The organism is Microbacterium hanjuni, assembly GCF_043556395.1.
GTDB lineage: Bacteria > Actinomycetota > Actinomycetes > Actinomycetales > Microbacteriaceae > Microbacterium.
The window spans coordinates 833,008-848,541 of sequence record NZ_JBIGIK010000001.1 but is presented as its reverse complement, the minus strand read 5'-3'; the positions used below and the strand labels follow the sequence as shown (position 1 = coordinate 848,541).

Genomic DNA, 15,534 nt, shown 5'->3' with positions numbered 1-15,534 from the left:
GGATGCGGTTACTCTCGGGGGGTGAACAGCGGCAGGCGATTCGAGGGTCCGAGCGACCTCCACCTGCATTCGACGTACTCGGACGGCACCGAGCCGCCCGCCGAGGTCGTCGCGGCAGCTCACCGCCACGGCGTTCGCACCCTGGCCCTCACCGATCACGACACGACGACCGGCTGGGCGGAGGCAGCGTCCGCGGCGACGTCGCTCGGGATGACCTTCCTCCCCGGGATGGAGCTGTCGGCCCGCCACGAATGGCGCAGCGTGCACCTGCTCGCCTACCTCATCGACCCCGACGACCGGGCCCTGCGCGCCATGACCGACCGCATCCGCTCGTCACGGGTGGACCGCGCGCGCATCATGGCGGAGCGGATCGGGCGCGATTACGACGTCGCCTGGGAGGACATCCTCGCCCAGACCAGCGCCGGGACGACACTCGGCCGGCCGCACATCGCGGACGCCCTGGTGGCGGCGGGTGTCGTTCGCGACCGGGGCGAGGCCTTCGCCGGGATCCTGAGCCCGGCGGGCGACTACTACGTCGACCTGTACGCTCCCGACCCCGTGTCGGCGGTGGAGCTGGTCGTCGGCGCCGGGGGAGTGCCGATCATCGCCCACCCCGCCGGTCGTGCCGGATTACTGCCGAACGCGGTGCTCCGACGGATGCTCGATGCGGGCCTCGCCGGCTTCGAGCTCGGCCACCGGGAGAACCTCGCTCCGGGCATCCGCACCCTCCGGGGCATCGCGGATCAACGGGGACTGATCGTCACCGGTTCGAGCGACTACCACGGTCTGGGCAAGCCGAACGAGCCCGGCGAGAACACCACGAGCGACGCGAACGTCGCCCGCATCATCGCGGCGGGAAGCGGCAGCGAGCCCGTCTACCCCTGAGGAGCGTCAGCCGCGCTGGCTCACGCCGCGGGAGCGCCGCCCGCGCCGGCACGCGAGCCGCCGCGACGACGACGACGCCGACGCGGTGCCGAATTGCCGTCGTGGTGCTCGGATCCGCCGCCGTCGTGCGTTCCGCGTCCCTCGGTCTCGGTCGGAGCCTGGGTCGCCGTCGCTGTAGCGGACGCGTCCGCGGTGTCGACCACGGCCGGCTGTGCCGACCCGGTCGACTCCGGGCGGGTGCGACGACGCGTGCGACCATCGCTGGAGCCGCGGCCATCGCTGGAACCGCGGCCGTCACCGGAGCCGTTGCTCCTGCGTGCGGCCGGAGCGGAAGCATCCGTCGACTGCGCGCGGGGAGCCGTGACGAGGCGTCCCTTCGTGCCGGCGGGGATGTTCAAGTCGGTGAACAGGTGCGGGCTCGAAGAGTAGGTCTCGGTCGGCTCGGGCTGACCGAAGTCGAGGGCGCGGTTGATCAATGCCCACTTGTGCAGGTCGTCCCAGTCGACGAAGGTCACGGCGATGCCGGTCTTGCCCGCACGGCCGGTACGACCGGCGCGGTGCAGGTAGGTCTTCTCGTCGTCGGGGATGGTGTGGTTGATCACGTGGGTGACATCGTCGACGTCGATGCCGCGAGCGGCGACGTCGGTGGCGATGAGCACGTCCTTCTTGCCGGCCTTGAACGCGGCCATCGAACGCTCGCGCGCTTCCTGGCTCATGTCGCCGTGAACGGACGCGGTGTTGAAGCCGCGGTCGCCGAGCTCGTCGGACAGGCGCTGGGCGGCACGCTTCGTGCGCGTGAAGATGACGGTCTTGCCGCGTCCCTCGGCCTGCAGGATGCGTGCGATGACCTCATCCTTGTCCAGCGAGTGGGCGCGGTACACGAGGTGCTGGATGTTCGCCTGCGTGAGGCCCTCATCGGGGTCGGTCGCGCGGATGTGGATCGGGTTGGACATGAACCGGCGCGCGAGGGCGACGATCGGTCCGGGCATCGTGGCCGAGAACAGCTGGGTGTGACGCACGGGCGCCACCTTGGTGAAGATCTTCTCGATGTCGGCGAGGAAGCCGAGGTCGAGCATCTTGTCGGCCTCGTCCAGCACGACCTCGACGGCATTGGACAGATCGAGCAGGCGCTGGTTGTTGAGGTCGATCAGACGACCAGGGGTGCCGACGACGATCTGCGCGCCGGCCTTCAGCTGGTCGATCTGACCTTCGTAGGCCTTGCCGCCGTAGATCGCGACCACGCTGGTCGAGCGACCGGTGGTGAGCATGTCGATGTCTTCGTAGACCTGCACCGCGAGTTCACGCGTGGGGACCACGATCAGGGCCTTCACGCCCGGCTCGGGGTTCAGGCCGAGGCGCTGCACCACGGGGATGCCGAACCCGAAGGTCTTGCCGGTACCGGTCTTGGCCTGGCCGATGATGTCCTGGCCCGGAAGGCCGAGGGGGATGGTCTGCTCCTGGATGGGAAAGGCATCCACGATGCCCTTCGACGCGAGAACGTCGACGATGTCCTGGTCCACGCCGAGCTCGGCGAAGGTCGTCACGATATTGAGCCTGTCCGGCGGAAGAGAACCGCCTAGAGTGTCCGGTCCACGCCTTCACTCAGCCGCAGGCGCGGGGCCCCGATCCGACGCCGGGGCGGAGTCCACGATACCGGAGCCGGGCTGAGAGCCGGCTAACGACGCTGCGGAGTCGGCAGGCGGCGGGCCTAGGCTGTCGTACGTGTTCGAGTGGTTGCGTGGTCGAGGTCGTCCTGCCGGTCGCACCCTCACCCTGCGATCGCGCGGCGATTTCGGCAACGCGGTGCGGGTCGACTTCGCCGAACTCGCGCCCCAGGTCGACACGTTCCTCGGTCAGGCCGCGTACCTGCAGCTCGGGTTCTTCGAGACGCTGAGCGAACTGATCGCCTCCACACCCGAGCTCGCGCAGAAGGAGGCCCTCTCCCGGGCCGCCGGCGCCGCGCTCACCAAGCACGAGGCGCTCGTGTCGCTGATCCGCGAGCGCGGCGACGACCCGACCGCGCTGATGCTGCCGTTCCGCGAGCAGCTCGACGCGTTCCGTCGGGCGACGCACGGAGTGCGGCCGCAGGAGACGATGCTCTCCGTGCACATCACCGCCGGGATGCTGGACGACTTCTACCTGGCGTTGTCGGCGAGCTACGGCGACACCGGGCGTCGGGTCGCGCGCATCCTGCGCGCGGACTCGGACCGGCAGGCCATCGTGGAGATCGTCGCCGCCACGATCGACAGCGACGAGCAGTGGCGTTCGCTGCTCGCGATGTGGGGGCGGCGCCTCGTCGGAGACACCCTGCTGGTGGCGCGCGCGGCACTGGGCCCGACCATGCTGGTGGCCGCCGATGAAGAGCGGGTCGAGCCGGTGTTCACCGAACTGATGGCCGCGCACGCCCGGCGCATGGATGCGACCGGCCTTTCGGCCTGAACCGGACCGGGTCAGGCGAGGCCGAGCCGCTGCCGTTCGCGGTCATCGGCGCGCGTGCGCGAGACGCCGAGCAGCCAGAGGGTCAGGACCGTGACGAGGGCCGGAACGGCGATGGCCGACAGCCAGATCCACGGGTTGTCGATACCCACACCCGCCCAGGTGAGGGCGGTCCACCACGCAGCGCCGACCGCGGCCCCGATGAGAGGGGCCACGGCCACGCCGCGTGTGCTGCGGTAGGCGACGAGGAAGTGCGCCGCGAAACCGATCGCCGCGCCGATGACGATGGCGAGGATGATCTGCACGTCGGATCCGTCAGGCGACGAAGCCGACGCGGCGGGACTCTTCCGTGCCGAACTCGATGTAGGCGAGCGTCGCGGTGGGGACGAGGTAGGAGTTGCCCTTCACGTCGGTGAAGGTGACGTGCGAAGCCGAGGCGTCGAGCGCGTCGGTGACGGACTTCTTCACGACGTCCGAAGCCTCGCCGGTTTCGAAGCTCAGCTCACGGCCGGTGTTCGCGATTCCGATGCGGATCTCCACGATGTGCCCTTTCCGGCCCGGTGACCCGGGCGCAGGAAAACTCTACGACAGCGCTCGGGGGCCCCTGCCCGCGCGGTGCACGCTGTCGGCGAACGCGGTCTGCGCCGCGATGTCGGCGGGTCCGGATAGCGTGGCTGGCATGGGGTCATCGGATGCTGCGGCCGACGCGGCGGCCGTGCACCCCGGCGCGTTGCGCGCTCCGTTCCCCGGTATCGCGCTCGACGACGTGCAGGCGAGGGTGAGCGCGCTGCCGGCCGATGCCTCGGGCGTGGTGCTGGGCGCCGCCGGGACCGGCAAGTCGGCGGCGCTCGTAGCGCGGGTGCGCTCGCTCGTCGCGGCCGGGGTCGGCGTCGACGAACTGCTCGTGATCACTCCTTCGCGTCAGACCGCGACCGCCCTCCGCGACCGCCTGGCGATCGCGATCGACGAGGCCTCCTCGGGCGCGCTCGCGCGCTCGATGGCGTCGTTCGCCTTCCAGATCGTGCGAGCGGCCGAGGTGCGCTCCGGCGCCGAGCCCCCGCAGCTGCTCGCGGCGGGCGACCACGACCGCATCCTGGCCGACCTGCTGGCGGGCGACATCGACGAGCCGGGCACGGCCGCGATCGCGTGGCCGCCGGCGATCGGCCCCGAGGTGCGCTCCTCCCGGCAGTTCCGCGGGGAGCTGCGGCAGTTCATCGCCGTCTGCACCGAACTCGGCCTCGAATCCGGTGAGCTCGCCCGCCTGGCCGCCGACCGCGGCGAAGACGCGTGGGCGGCCGCAGCATCCTTCCTCCGCGAATACCGTGATGCCCTCGCCCAGATGAGCACGCGCGCCCGTGACGCGGCCGACCTGCTCCGTGAAGCGGCGACCGTGCTGCTGGCGACGCCCGGCGGCGCCGAGGGAGAGCGACTGCTCGGTGCTGCCGGACGCCTGCGTGCCGTGGTGATCGACGACGCGCAAGAGCTGACCCGCGGCGGGATCGACGTGGTCGCGGCACTGCGATCGCGCGGAGTCGCGGTGATCGCGTTCGGCGATCCCGACATCGCGTCGGGGGCCTTCCGCGGCGCGAGTCCCGAGATCTTCGCCGCGCTCTGCGACCTGCTGGGCACCGCGGCCGTCCTCGACGCACCGCACCGGGCAAGCGGGGCGCTGACCCGACTGACCCGCGTGGTCACGTCCGCGATCGGAGCGGCCGGACGCGTCGAGCACCGGCGTGCTCCGGGGCCGGTGGATCCCGACGACACCACCGTGCGCACGATCATCGCCGCGTCGCCCTTCGAAGAGATCGACGCGATCGCCCGGGTGGTCCGCGAGTGGCACCTGATCGACGAGGTGGCGTGGTCGCGGATCGGCATCATCGCCCACGACACCCGCCAGGTGGCGGCGCTCGAATCCGAACTCGCCGCCCGCGAGGTGCCGACGCGCGCGGCGGGTGTGCAGCGGCCGCTCGGCAGCGAGCCGGTGGTGCGGGATCTGCTCGCGCTCGTGGCTCTCGGACTCGTCGACGCGCAGGCGCGCGACCCCGACGAGGTCAGCGCAGTGCTGGTCTCCCCGTTCGGCGGCCTCGACGCGGTCGGACTCCGCCGCCTGCGCGGCCGGCTCCGCCACGCCGAACTGGCCGACGGCGGTGCGCGCCCCGCCCGGGTGCTGCTCGCCGAAGCCGTCGCTCACCCGCTCGAACTCGCCGCGATGGACACTCCCGAGGCGCGCGCCGCGGAGCGCCTGGCCACCACGCTCGCGCACCTGTCGAGCGAGGCGGCGCGCGGCGCGACCGTGCACGAGCTGCTCTGGCTGGCGTGGGAACGCGCTCGAGACGGCGCCGGGCGCCCGCTGTCCCGCTCGTGGCACGATGTCGCGGTCGGCGGTGGCCCCCTCGCGGCCGAAGTCGGTCACGCGCTCGACGCCCTCGTCGCCCTCTTCGACGCGGCGAAGCGGTTCCTGGAACGCGACCCGGCGGCCGAGACGGCGGCGTTCATCCGTCGCATCCTCGACAGCGACGTGCCCGAAGACATCCTCGCCTCGCCCGACCGCCCGGCGACCGTGACGGTGCTGACTCCGGCCACCGCCCTGGGTGCCGAGTTCGACGCGGTGGTCATCGCCGGCGTGCAGGACGGGGTGTGGCCCAACCTGCGCCTGCGCGGCGGCCTGCTCGACACCTGGCGACTGGCCGACGAGACGGCCGCGTGGCGCGGCGGGGCGGATGCTGCCGACGTGCCCGCCGTGATCGATCGGCGTCGCGGTGCCCTGCACGACGAACTGCGGCTGTTCGCCCGAGCCGTCTCGCGTGCACGGGCACAGCTCGTGGTGACCGCCGTCGACGACGACGACCTCGGACCCAGCCCCCTGTTCGCTCTGCTGCCCGAACCCGAAGCCCCCGCCGTCGACGATGTCGAGGCCGGTCACCCCCTCACCCTCCGTGGACTCGTGTCGCAGCACCGCCGGACGCTCACGTCCTCGCCCTCGTCGGCGGCGCGCACCCATGCCGCCGAGCAGCTCGTCGTGCTCGCACGCGAGCGGGTGACGGGGGCGGCCCCCACCCAGTGGTTCGGCGTCGCCGCTCCCTCCTCGACCGGCCCCTTACGCGACCCCGACCGCTCTCCCGTTCCGGTGTCGCCGTCGAAGATGTCGACCTTCGCCGATTGCCCCCTCGACTGGGCCGTGCGCGCGCTCGGCGGCGAGACCCGCTCGTGGTCGGCGGGGGCCGGCGTCATCCTGCACGCGGCCCTCGAGGAGGTGCCCTCGGGTGAGCTCGAGGCGTTGCGCAAGATCGTCGACGACCGCTGGGGCGAACTGGACTTCGAAGCGCCGTGGCTGTCACGCAAAGAGCACGTGTGGGCGCACCTGCTCACCGACCGCCTTCACGCCTACCTCGCGCGCTTCCACGCGGAGGGCGGCCGCACGATCGGAGCCGAGGCCCGGTTCCGCCTCGCGGTGGACCTCGACCAGGCCGAGGGTGAGACGCCGCGGGTCTTCGCGATCGATCCGGACGCAGGCGAGCGGCCCCCCGGACGCCTCGCGATGCTGACCGGCTCGATCGACCGGGTCGAGGTCTACCCGCCGGGTCGCGGCGAGCAGCTCCCCTCGGGGGAGCAGGACGCCGAGAGCGTCGTCATCGTCGACCTGAAGACCGGCCGCTCTGAAGCCCGGGTGAGCGACGAGAAAGTCGCCGACGACCCGCAGCTCTCGGCCTACCAGCTCGCCCTGGTGGAGGGACTGGTGCCGGGAACGGATGCAGCCGCCAATGCGGGTGCCCGCCTCATCGTGCTCTCCAAGACCACGGCGAAGAGCCCCCACTACCGCCTCGCCCGGCAGGCGCCGATGGCGACCGACAACCGGGCAGCGTTCCTCGAGGGCATCGTGCAGACCGCTCGGGCGATGGCATCCGATCGTTTCGACGCCCCCGTCGATGCGCACTGCTCCACCTCCCGATTCGGCGTCTGCGCCCTGCACACCGTCAAGGCGGTGTCGTCTTCGTGAGTCAGCCGACCACTGCGGCCGTGGGCGCCGCCACCCTCGCGCGCGCTCTGGGGCTGCCCGCCCCGACGTCCGATCAGCGCGCGGTGATCGAAGCCCCCCTGCGCCCGGCGCTGGTGGTGGCGGGAGCGGGCAGCGGCAAGACCGAGACGATGGCCGGGCGCGTGGTCTGGCTCGTCGCGAACTCCTTCGTGCAGCCCGACGAGGTGCTCGGCCTCACCTTCACGCGCAAGGCCGCGGGTGAGCTGGCGGAGCGGATCGGGCGGCGGCTCGCGACCGTGCGGGAGTACTCCACCCGGGGGCTCGTTCCGCACCTCGAGCGCCTGGTCGAGGACGGCACCCTGCCGACCTTCTGGCAGACGCATGCGGCCTCGGCGCCGCGGGTGCGCGACGCCGCGTTCGCCGGACTCCTCGACCGCCTCGCCGCAGAACTCGTGCCCGACACCGCCGTGAGCGAGGTGTCGGGGGAAGACCTCGTCTTCCGCCCGCGCGTCGCCACCTACAACGCCTTCGCCGACGCGCTCGTCCGCGAGCACGGCGCCCGGATCGGCCGCGATCCCGACTCGGCGCTGCTCAGCCAGTCGGGCGCATGGCTGCTCGCCCGCCGGGTGGTCATCGGCTCACCCGACGAACGACTGGCCGAGCGCGAAGAGGCGTTCTCCTCCGTCGTCGATGCGGTGCACCGCCTCGCCGGCGACGTCCTCGACAACCGCGTCGACCTCGACGAGCTCGCGGCTTTCGGCCGGCGGTGGGAGGAGCGCCTGTCGGGCGTGCGCTGTCGACTCAAGGGGGATCAGAAGCGGGTGGACGACGCCCGCCGGAGTCTCAGCGGACTCCCCGTGCTCGTCGACCTCGTGCGCGAGTACGGTCGGCGCAAGCGCATCGACGACACGCTCGACTTCGCCGATCAGGTGGCCGACGCGCTGACGATCGTCGAACAGGCCCCGGAGGTCGGTGCGGCGCTGCGCAGCCAATACCGGATCGTCCTGCTCGACGAGTACCAGGACACCTCGGTGCTGCAGACCCGGCTTCTCGCAGCCATCTTCCGCGATACCGCGGTGATGGGAGTCGGTGACCCGCACCAGTCCATCTACGGGTGGCGCGGAGCATCCGCCGACAACCTCGCCGCGTTCCCGCGGGCGTTCTCCTCGACAGGCGAGGCGGAGCGCTACCGCCTGATGATCAGTTGGCGCAACGACACCGCGATCCTCACCGCAGCGAACGCCCTGCTGCAGGCCGCCCCGGGCGCCGATGTCGACCCGCTCGTGCCTCGCCCCGGAGCGGCAGCCGGCCGCGTCGAGCGGGTGTTCGCGCCGTCGGCCGACGACGAGGCGCGCGAGGTCGCGGCCTGGTTCACCCGCGTCAGGGCCGAACACGCGGCAGCGGGTGCATCCGCGCCCCACTCCGGTGCGGTGCTGTTCCGCACGAAGCGGCACATGCAGCTCTTCGCCGACGCGCTCGACGCGGCGGGCGTGCCGAACCGCATCCTCGGCCTCGGCGGACTGCTCTCGACTCCCGAGGTCGTCGACGTCGTCTCGGCGCTGCGCGTCGTGCACGATCCGGTGCAGGGCTCCGCGCTCCTGCGGCTGCTGGCCGGACCCCGCTTCGCCGTCGGCGTGGCCGATCTCGCGGGCCTGCACGCTCTCGCCGACACCCTTTCCCGTCGCGACGCCGCCCTCGAGCCGCTCCCCGCGGAGCTCGCCGCGCGGGTGCGCTCCTCCGCCGGCGCCGACGAGCAGGTGTCGATCATCGATGCCCTCGAGTTCGTGCGTCGCGCCCCCGATGACCACGGCTTCTTACGGGACATCTCCGCGGAGGGTCGCGCTCGGCTGCGCGACGCGGGCGAGATGTTCGACCGGTTGCGCCGCGCGGTCGGCCAGCCCATCCCCGACCTCATCCGGCTCATCGAGGCCGAACTGCGCCTCGACATCGAGCTCGCCGCGAACGAGGCGCGCGGACCCGCGCGCGTCGCCTCGGCGCGGCTGCGCACCTTCGTCGACGAGGTGCGCGCGTTCCTACTCGCCGATGACCGCGGCTCGGTGGGCAGCCTGCTGGCGTGGCTCGAGCACGCCGAAGAGACGGACGAGCTCATGCCGCGCCCTGAACCTCCCGAGCCCGGAGTGGTGCAACTGCTCACGATCCACGGGTCCAAGGGACTCGAGTGGGATGCGGTGGCCGTCGTGCGCCTCGTCGACAAAGAACTGCCGAAGGCGCCGCGGACGGTGAGCGGCTGGCTCGGCTTCGGCGTGCTGCCCTATGCCCTGCGCGGCGACCGTGACGCCCTCCCCACCCTGCTGTGGGACCCTGCCGACGACGACGATGCGCTTCCCGATGCGATCGAGGCGTTCCGCGAAGCCGACCGTCGCCATCAGGAGCGCGAGGAACGTCGGCTCGCGTACGTCGCGGTGACCCGCGCGCGTTCGAACCTGTTGCTGACCGGCGCGCACTGGGCCGGCCAGAAGGAGCCGAGGGTACCCAGCCCCTACCTGCGGGAGATGCTCGCAGCCCTCGGTCAGACGCCGATCGACGCCGGCACCGATCAGGACGGGCCGGGGGAGAACCCCTACCTCGACAAGGGCGGACGTGTGCTGTCGTGGCCGCTCGACCCTCTCGGCGCTCGGCGCGGCGTTGTGACGGCCGCCGTCGAGGAGGTGGCGCGCGCCGCCGAGCGCGAGATCACGGCCGACGAGACGCTCGCGCGGCTGCTCGCCGAGCAGGAGGTACGCCGCCGCGGTGTGCCGGTGAAACCTCCGGCGCGCATTCCCGCCTCCCGGTTCAAGGACTACGTGACCGACTACACCGCGACGGTGTCGGCGGTGACGCGCCCCCTGCCGGAACGCCCGTTCCGCCAGACCCGCCTCGGAACGCTCTTCCACGCCTGGGTCGAACAGCGCTCGGGGCGCGCAGGGTCGGCGGGATCCGTCGACGACGCCCTGTGGGAGATCGATGAGGACGCCGATGCGTCCGCAGCATCCCTCGCCGACACGGTCGACCTCGAGCGACTCAAGCAGGTGTTCGAGCAGTCCGAGTGGGCGGGACTCGCCCCCCTCGAAGTGGAGTCCGAGATCGACTTCGCGATGTCGACGGGTGACGGTGAGCGTCACGTGATGATCTGCAAGCTCGACGCGGTGTACCGCCGTGCCGACCGCGGCGGCCGCCTCGAGATCGTCGACTGGAAGACGGGGCGAGCACCCACCTCAGCGCGGGAGCGCGAAGAGCGGATGCTGCAGCTGGCCCTCTATCGCTTGGCCTATCACAAGAAGCACGGGGTGCCGCTGGAGGAGATCGACGTCGCGTTGTACTACGTCGCCGACGATCTCGTCATCCGCTCCGAGCGCACTTGGACCGAGACCGAGCTGGCTGAGCGCTGGCGCACGGCCAGCACCGGCGGGGTTCAGGCTCCCTGACCGACCCGGTTGTCGTCGCCGCCGGAAGCTCCCCACCTGCGGAGCGCGGCACGACTGGCCCGTTCGGCTTCGCCGCGGAGGTCGTCCTCGTCGGGGGCTTCGGGATCGCTCCCGGTCGTCTCGGCGGCGGGGCGTGCCGCTTCGGCGTCGTCGAATCCGGGTACCCACCCTGACATGTCGATCGGGGCGGTCGGCTGCTCCTCGGGCTCGCGCAATCCGTCGAGGCCGAAATCGGGACGTTCGTCGCTCGGGCGACTGTCGCGTTCGGCGGCGAGGAACAGCGACACCATCGCGGGGTCGTAGGCGTCCGTCTGCATCGAGGTGTCGGTCGCATCCGTGCCGGAGGTCGGCAGGCGCGTCGCGGAGGCCAGCGCCGCCGCGACGTCGACATCCACGTTGACCCCCTGCTCCGGCACGAGGTCGTCGCCGCGCACGCCGTCGGCGAGAGCCTCGAGCAGGGCGACGGCATCGGCCACGACGTCGTTGCGGCCCTCTTCGTGCCCGTGCACGAGCCAGCGGGCGAACTCCAGTTCGGCGTACAGGCGGGCTCGTTCCCGCAGCAGCGCGTCGGGGGCGCGGGACGAGCTGCGGCTGTAGCCCTCGAAGACGTCGTCGGCGGCGGTGGGGGCGGAGGCGAGCCAGCGCAGATCGACCGCCGGGTCGCCGACGCTGAGTCCCGCCCAATCGAGCATCCCGGTGACCGTGGCGGAATCGTCGTCGGCGAGCAGCACCGAGGCGGAGGTCGCCCCACCGAGCACGACGGCGGACTCGAAGCGCCACAGCTCGTCGACGGCGAGGGCCCGTCGCCACCGCTGCAGCAGGCCGTCGGGGATGCGCCGGGTCGACTCGGCGCGGTCGAGCAGGCGCTGGACGTCGTCGCGGACCTGTTCGGGGGTGCGAACCGGCAGTCCGTCGGTGCGCACGATCGAGGGCGGGAGGGCGTGCACCTCGGCGAGGGCGCCTCCGATCGCCGGCGCGACTCCCGGACCCTTCGGGAGGTGGGCGGGGTCGACGCGGTAGCCGTGGAGACGGTCGATGACGAGCACCCGCGCGGTTCCGGATCCCACTTCGCCGAGCACCTCGGGGACGGCGAACGGCAGCACCGCTCGAACGCCCGGGGTCAGTGCCCGGAGGGCCCGCGATTCGGCAGCGAGTTCTGCGGCGCTCTCTTCGTCGGTGGGGGTGCGCACCACGACCTCGCGCCCGTCGTCGAGACGGACGACCGCGGAATCGAAACGACCCGCGCCGGTTTCCGTGAGCGGAGCGACCCCTACGACACCGGCCCCGGGAAGGGCGGCCGTGACCGACGCGGCTAGAGTGAGAGGGGAGCGTGCCATGCGCCCAGGGTAGGCCGGGCACGTCTCTGCAACCCCGCGCCACGCCCTTGAGAGAGGTCATCGATGACGGCGACCGATTCACTCGACACCGGCGAGAGCCACGGCGACGTGCTCGTCGATCGGCGCGCCGAAGAGCGCGCCGATCCCGGCTTGCTCGACGATCTCCGTCGCGCGACCGGCACGCGCGTGCTCATCGTCCGCGGTGACGCGGTGCCCCTCGACGCGGCCGCCCGACTGGCCTTCGTCGACGCCGCCGCCGTCCCCGACGACGCCGAGTGGGCCTTCCTCGGTCGTGACTCCGACGGTTCGGCGATCCTGCTCGCCGCGTTCGTCGGATCGGCCGAGGTCACTCTGCCGCCCGCTTCCTACAAGACCTGGGGAGCGCTGCGCACGATCGCGGCCGACCTGCCCGCGGGTGAGGCGCAGGTGCTGTTGACCGCGGTCGCACTCGGACGGTGGCTGACGGATGCTGCGTACTGCCCCTTCTGCGGAGCCCGCACCGTCGAGGAGAACGCCGGCTGGTCGCGGCACTGCCCCTCGTGCGGACGCCAGCACTTCCCGCGCACCGACCCTGCGGTGATCGTGGCCGTCACGCACCCCGACGACGCCGATCTGCTCCTGCTCGGATCCAACGCGCTCTGGGACGATGACCGCTACTCGTGCTTCGCCGGTTTCGCCGAAGCGGGGGAGTCGTTGGAAGAGGCCGTGCAGCGCGAAGTGGGCGAGGAATCGGGCGTCGCGGTGCGCGACGTGCAGTACCGCGGTTCGCAGGGGTGGCCGTACCCCCGCTCGCTGATGGTCGGCTTCCGCGCGACGGCCGCCGTCGCCGAGGCCGCGCGGGCCGACGGTGAGGAGATCGTGGCCGTGCGCTGGTTCACTCGGGCCGAGATCGGCGCGGGCCTCGCCGGCACCGGAGACGTGAAACTGCCCGGACCCGCCTCGATCGCGCACCGACTCATTCGCGAGTGGCACGCGGAGACCCCGTGACCGACGGCGCCCTCGACGGACTCGACGAGGCGCAGCGGGAGGCGGCGTCCGTGCTGCGCGGACCCCTCTGCGTGCTCGCCGGTGCCGGTACCGGAAAGACCCGCGTGATCACCCACCGCATCGCCCACGGCGTCGACACCGGTGCGTACTCGCCCGGTCGGGTGATGGCGGTCACCTTCACCGCGAAGGCCGCGGGCGAGATGCGCGGACGACTGCGGGCCCTCGGCGTCGACGGGGTGGCTGCTCGCACGTTCCACGCCACCGCGCTCGCGCAGGTCAACTACTTCTGGCCCACCCTCGCGGGCGATTCCGCCCCGTCGATCATCGACAACAAGGTGCGGCTGCTCGCCCACGCCGCGGACGGGGTGGGACTGCGCCTCGACACCGCGACCCTGCGCGACGTGGCGAGCGAGATCGAGTGGCGCAAGGTGACGCTGCGTTCGATCGACGCGTACGCGACGGCGCGTCCGCAGGGGATCGGCCGGCTGGCCCTGGAGAAAGTGATCGACCTGCAGCGCGCCTACGAGAAGCTCAAGGACGAACGCCGGCAGATGGACTTCGAAGACGTCCTGCTGGCGTGCGCGGGGATGCTCGAGACCGAGCCCCGCGTCGCCGCCTCCGTGCGCGAGCAGTACCGTCACTTCACGGTCGATGAATACCAGGACGTCTCGCCGCTGCAGAACCACCTGCTCGAGCTGTGGCTCGGCGACCGGCACGATCTCTGCGTCGTCGGGGACGCCAGCCAGACCATCTACTCCTTCACGGGGGCGGACGCCCGATTCCTGCTCGATTTCTCTCGCACGCATCCCGAAGCCCGGCTGGTGCGGCTGGAGACCAACTACCGTTCCTCCGAACCGATCCTCGACGTCGCGAACGAGCTCATGCGCGACCGCCCGGGGGCGCTGCGCCTCGCCGCGGCCTCCGGTGCGGACGGGCCGATGCCCACCGTGCGCGTGTTCGACGACGACGGAGCCGAGGCGACCGGCGTGGCGCGCTCGATCTCCCAGGCGATCGCATCGGGGATCGAACCCACCGCCTGCGCCGTGCTGTACCGCTCGCACGCGCAGTCGGCGGCCATCATCGCGGCCCTCGCCGCCCACGGCGTTGCGGCCACGGTGCTCGGTGGCAAGCGCTTCTTCGACCAATCCGAAGTGCGTCAGGCGATCATGGCGCTGCGGGCAGCCTCGGTCGCCCCGCTGGAGACGGGTTTCGTCCCCACCGTGCGCGACGTGCTGCGCTCGCTCGGTCTGACCGACCAGGCCCCGGAAGCGGGGGGCGCCCTGCGCGATGCGTGGGAGGCGCGGGCGGCGCTGCTGCGTCTCGCGGAGGACGCCCCGGCGGACACCACGCTGCGCGACTTCACCGATCAGCTCATCGCGCGGGCCAAGGACCAGCACGAGCCCGCCACGCGCACCGTCACGCTCGCGACGCTGCACGCCGCGAAGGGCCTGGAGTGGGACCACGTGCACATCGTCGGGATGAGCGAGGGGCTGCTTCCGATCTCCTACGCGACCACGTTCGAGGCGGTCGACGAGGAGAGGCGACTGGCCTACGTCGGCGTCACGCGGGCCGCGCGTACTCTCTCGCTGAGCTGGGCGCGGGGATCGGCACGCGGTGGTGAGCGATCGGGATCACGCTTCCTCCGAGAGATCGGCACCCGCAGCCTGCGTGGGGCGGATGCTGCTGCCAGCGGCGGTGGGGGGAGTCGGCGCGCACCCGCACCGACGACTGCCAGCGCGAACCGCTCGGCTCGCTGACCAACTGCACGGCGACGCGCGCGGCCTCGGCGGCCACGTCGGGTCCGAGGGCGGGTGCTCGGCGACCGAGCAGCTGCGAGGCGATCATCGGCCACGCGGCGTCGCGCTCGCGGGCGTGGGCGTCGAGGCACGCGAGGCATGCCGTGGTTCCGGGCTCGACCACCGGGCCGATCGTGGCTCCGACCGCGTCGTACACGAGCGGCACGTGTCGGCGGTCCTCCCGCATCAGCGCGGTCGTGCGGCGCGGATCGACCCGGTAGGCGGCGAGCAGGATCACCGTCGCACCCGCAGCGGGGAGCGCCGTGGTCCGACCCGCCCACGGCTGCACGTCGGCATCGGGGCTCATCCGTTCGATCGCCCCCGTGATCGCGAGGAGCTCGGCCGCGTCGAAGTCGTCGACGGTCTGCACCACCAGGGCCGGGAAGGGCGGGTCCTCGCGCAGCACCGGCTGCAGTTCCGCGAAGAACGCATCTGCGCGGTCGGGCGGCACCGCGTGGGCGCGGAGGAAGGCTCCGATGCCGGCCGGTGCCATCCCCCGGGCGAGCTCGCCGATGAGACGTTCCTCCCAGGGTTCCGGCTCATCGAGGCGGGCGACGTCGTCCACTCCGAACTGCAGACACGTGGCGCTGCGCCAGAGGGGCGGGTGCGCGGGGTCGAGTCGGAGCATGTGCCGATTGTGCTCGCACCCGCGACGTCGGCGTCGGCGCTGTCCACAGGACGAGCGCCGACGA

The 15,534-nt window shown here is 72.2% G+C and carries 10 protein-coding genes; 6 read left to right on the top strand and 4 right to left on the bottom strand.

Annotated elements, in window-relative coordinates; translation table 11 throughout:
- Positions 1–21 precede the first annotated feature (21 nt).
- On the top strand, positions 22–885 hold the full coding sequence (locus tag ACFXP5_RS04350; RefSeq protein WP_394543653.1) for a PHP domain-containing protein: 864 nt from the start codon (positions 22–24) through the stop codon (positions 883–885).
- 20 nt (positions 886–905) lie between these two features.
- Here ACFXP5_RS04350 and ACFXP5_RS04345 read toward each other — a convergent pair whose 3' ends face one another.
- Positions 906–2,429: a DEAD/DEAH box helicase gene (locus ACFXP5_RS04345; protein ID WP_394543652.1), complete on the bottom strand. Its 1,524-nt coding sequence runs from the start codon at positions 2,427–2,429 to the stop codon at positions 906–908.
- Positions 2,430–2,607: 178 nt separating this feature from the next.
- On the opposite strand from ACFXP5_RS04345, the gene ACFXP5_RS04340 reads away from it, so the two are divergent.
- Positions 2,608–3,324 carry a ferritin-like fold-containing protein gene (locus ACFXP5_RS04340; protein ID WP_394527191.1) on the top strand — a complete coding sequence of 239 codons (717 nt, stop codon included), beginning with the start codon at positions 2,608–2,610 and terminating at the stop codon, positions 3,322–3,324.
- An 11-nt stretch (positions 3,325–3,335) separates the two neighbouring features.
- On the opposite strand, the gene ACFXP5_RS04335 is transcribed toward ACFXP5_RS04340, so the two are convergent.
- Together ACFXP5_RS04335 and ACFXP5_RS04330 are read right to left on the bottom strand one after the other, a co-directional pair.
- A complete protein-coding gene (locus tag ACFXP5_RS04335; RefSeq protein ID WP_394543651.1) occupies positions 3,336–3,626 on the bottom strand; it encodes a hypothetical protein in 291 nt (96 codons plus the stop codon).
- A 10-nt stretch (positions 3,627–3,636) separates the two neighbouring features.
- Entirely contained in the window at positions 3,637–3,861 is a 225-nt protein-coding gene (locus tag ACFXP5_RS04330; RefSeq protein WP_394527188.1) for a DUF3107 domain-containing protein, read from the bottom strand.
- Positions 3,862–4,000: 139 nt separating this feature from the next.
- Between ACFXP5_RS04330 and ACFXP5_RS04325 the strand changes: the two genes are divergently transcribed.
- On the top strand, positions 4,001–7,318 hold the full coding sequence (locus ACFXP5_RS04325) for a PD-(D/E)XK nuclease family protein (RefSeq protein WP_394543650.1): 3,318 nt from the start codon (positions 4,001–4,003) through the stop codon (positions 7,316–7,318).
- The gene (locus ACFXP5_RS04320; RefSeq protein WP_394543649.1) at positions 7,315–10,722 is read left to right on the top strand and encodes an ATP-dependent DNA helicase; all 3,408 of its coding nucleotides are present in this window, start codon (positions 7,315–7,317) and stop codon (positions 10,720–10,722) included. Before ACFXP5_RS04325 ends, ACFXP5_RS04320 begins: the two co-directional genes overlap by 4 nt.
- On the opposite strand, the gene ACFXP5_RS04315 is transcribed toward ACFXP5_RS04320, so the two are convergent.
- A complete protein-coding gene (locus tag ACFXP5_RS04315) occupies positions 10,710–12,059 on the bottom strand; it encodes a phosphotransferase (protein ID WP_394543648.1) in 1,350 nt (449 codons plus the stop codon). The genes ACFXP5_RS04320 and ACFXP5_RS04315 overlap by 13 nt on opposite strands.
- Positions 12,060–12,122: 63 nt before the next feature.
- On the opposite strand from ACFXP5_RS04315, the gene nudC reads away from it, so the two are divergent.
- Together nudC and ACFXP5_RS04305 are read left to right on the top strand one after the other, a co-directional pair.
- Entirely contained in the window at positions 12,123–13,046 is a 924-nt protein-coding gene (gene nudC / locus ACFXP5_RS04310) for an NAD(+) diphosphatase (protein WP_394543647.1), read from the top strand.
- On the top strand, positions 13,043–14,803 hold the full coding sequence (locus ACFXP5_RS04305; RefSeq protein ID WP_394543646.1) for an ATP-dependent helicase: 1,761 nt from the start codon (positions 13,043–13,045) through the stop codon (positions 14,801–14,803). Before nudC ends, ACFXP5_RS04305 begins: the two co-directional genes overlap by 4 nt.
- Positions 14,804–15,534: the final 731 nt, after the last annotated feature.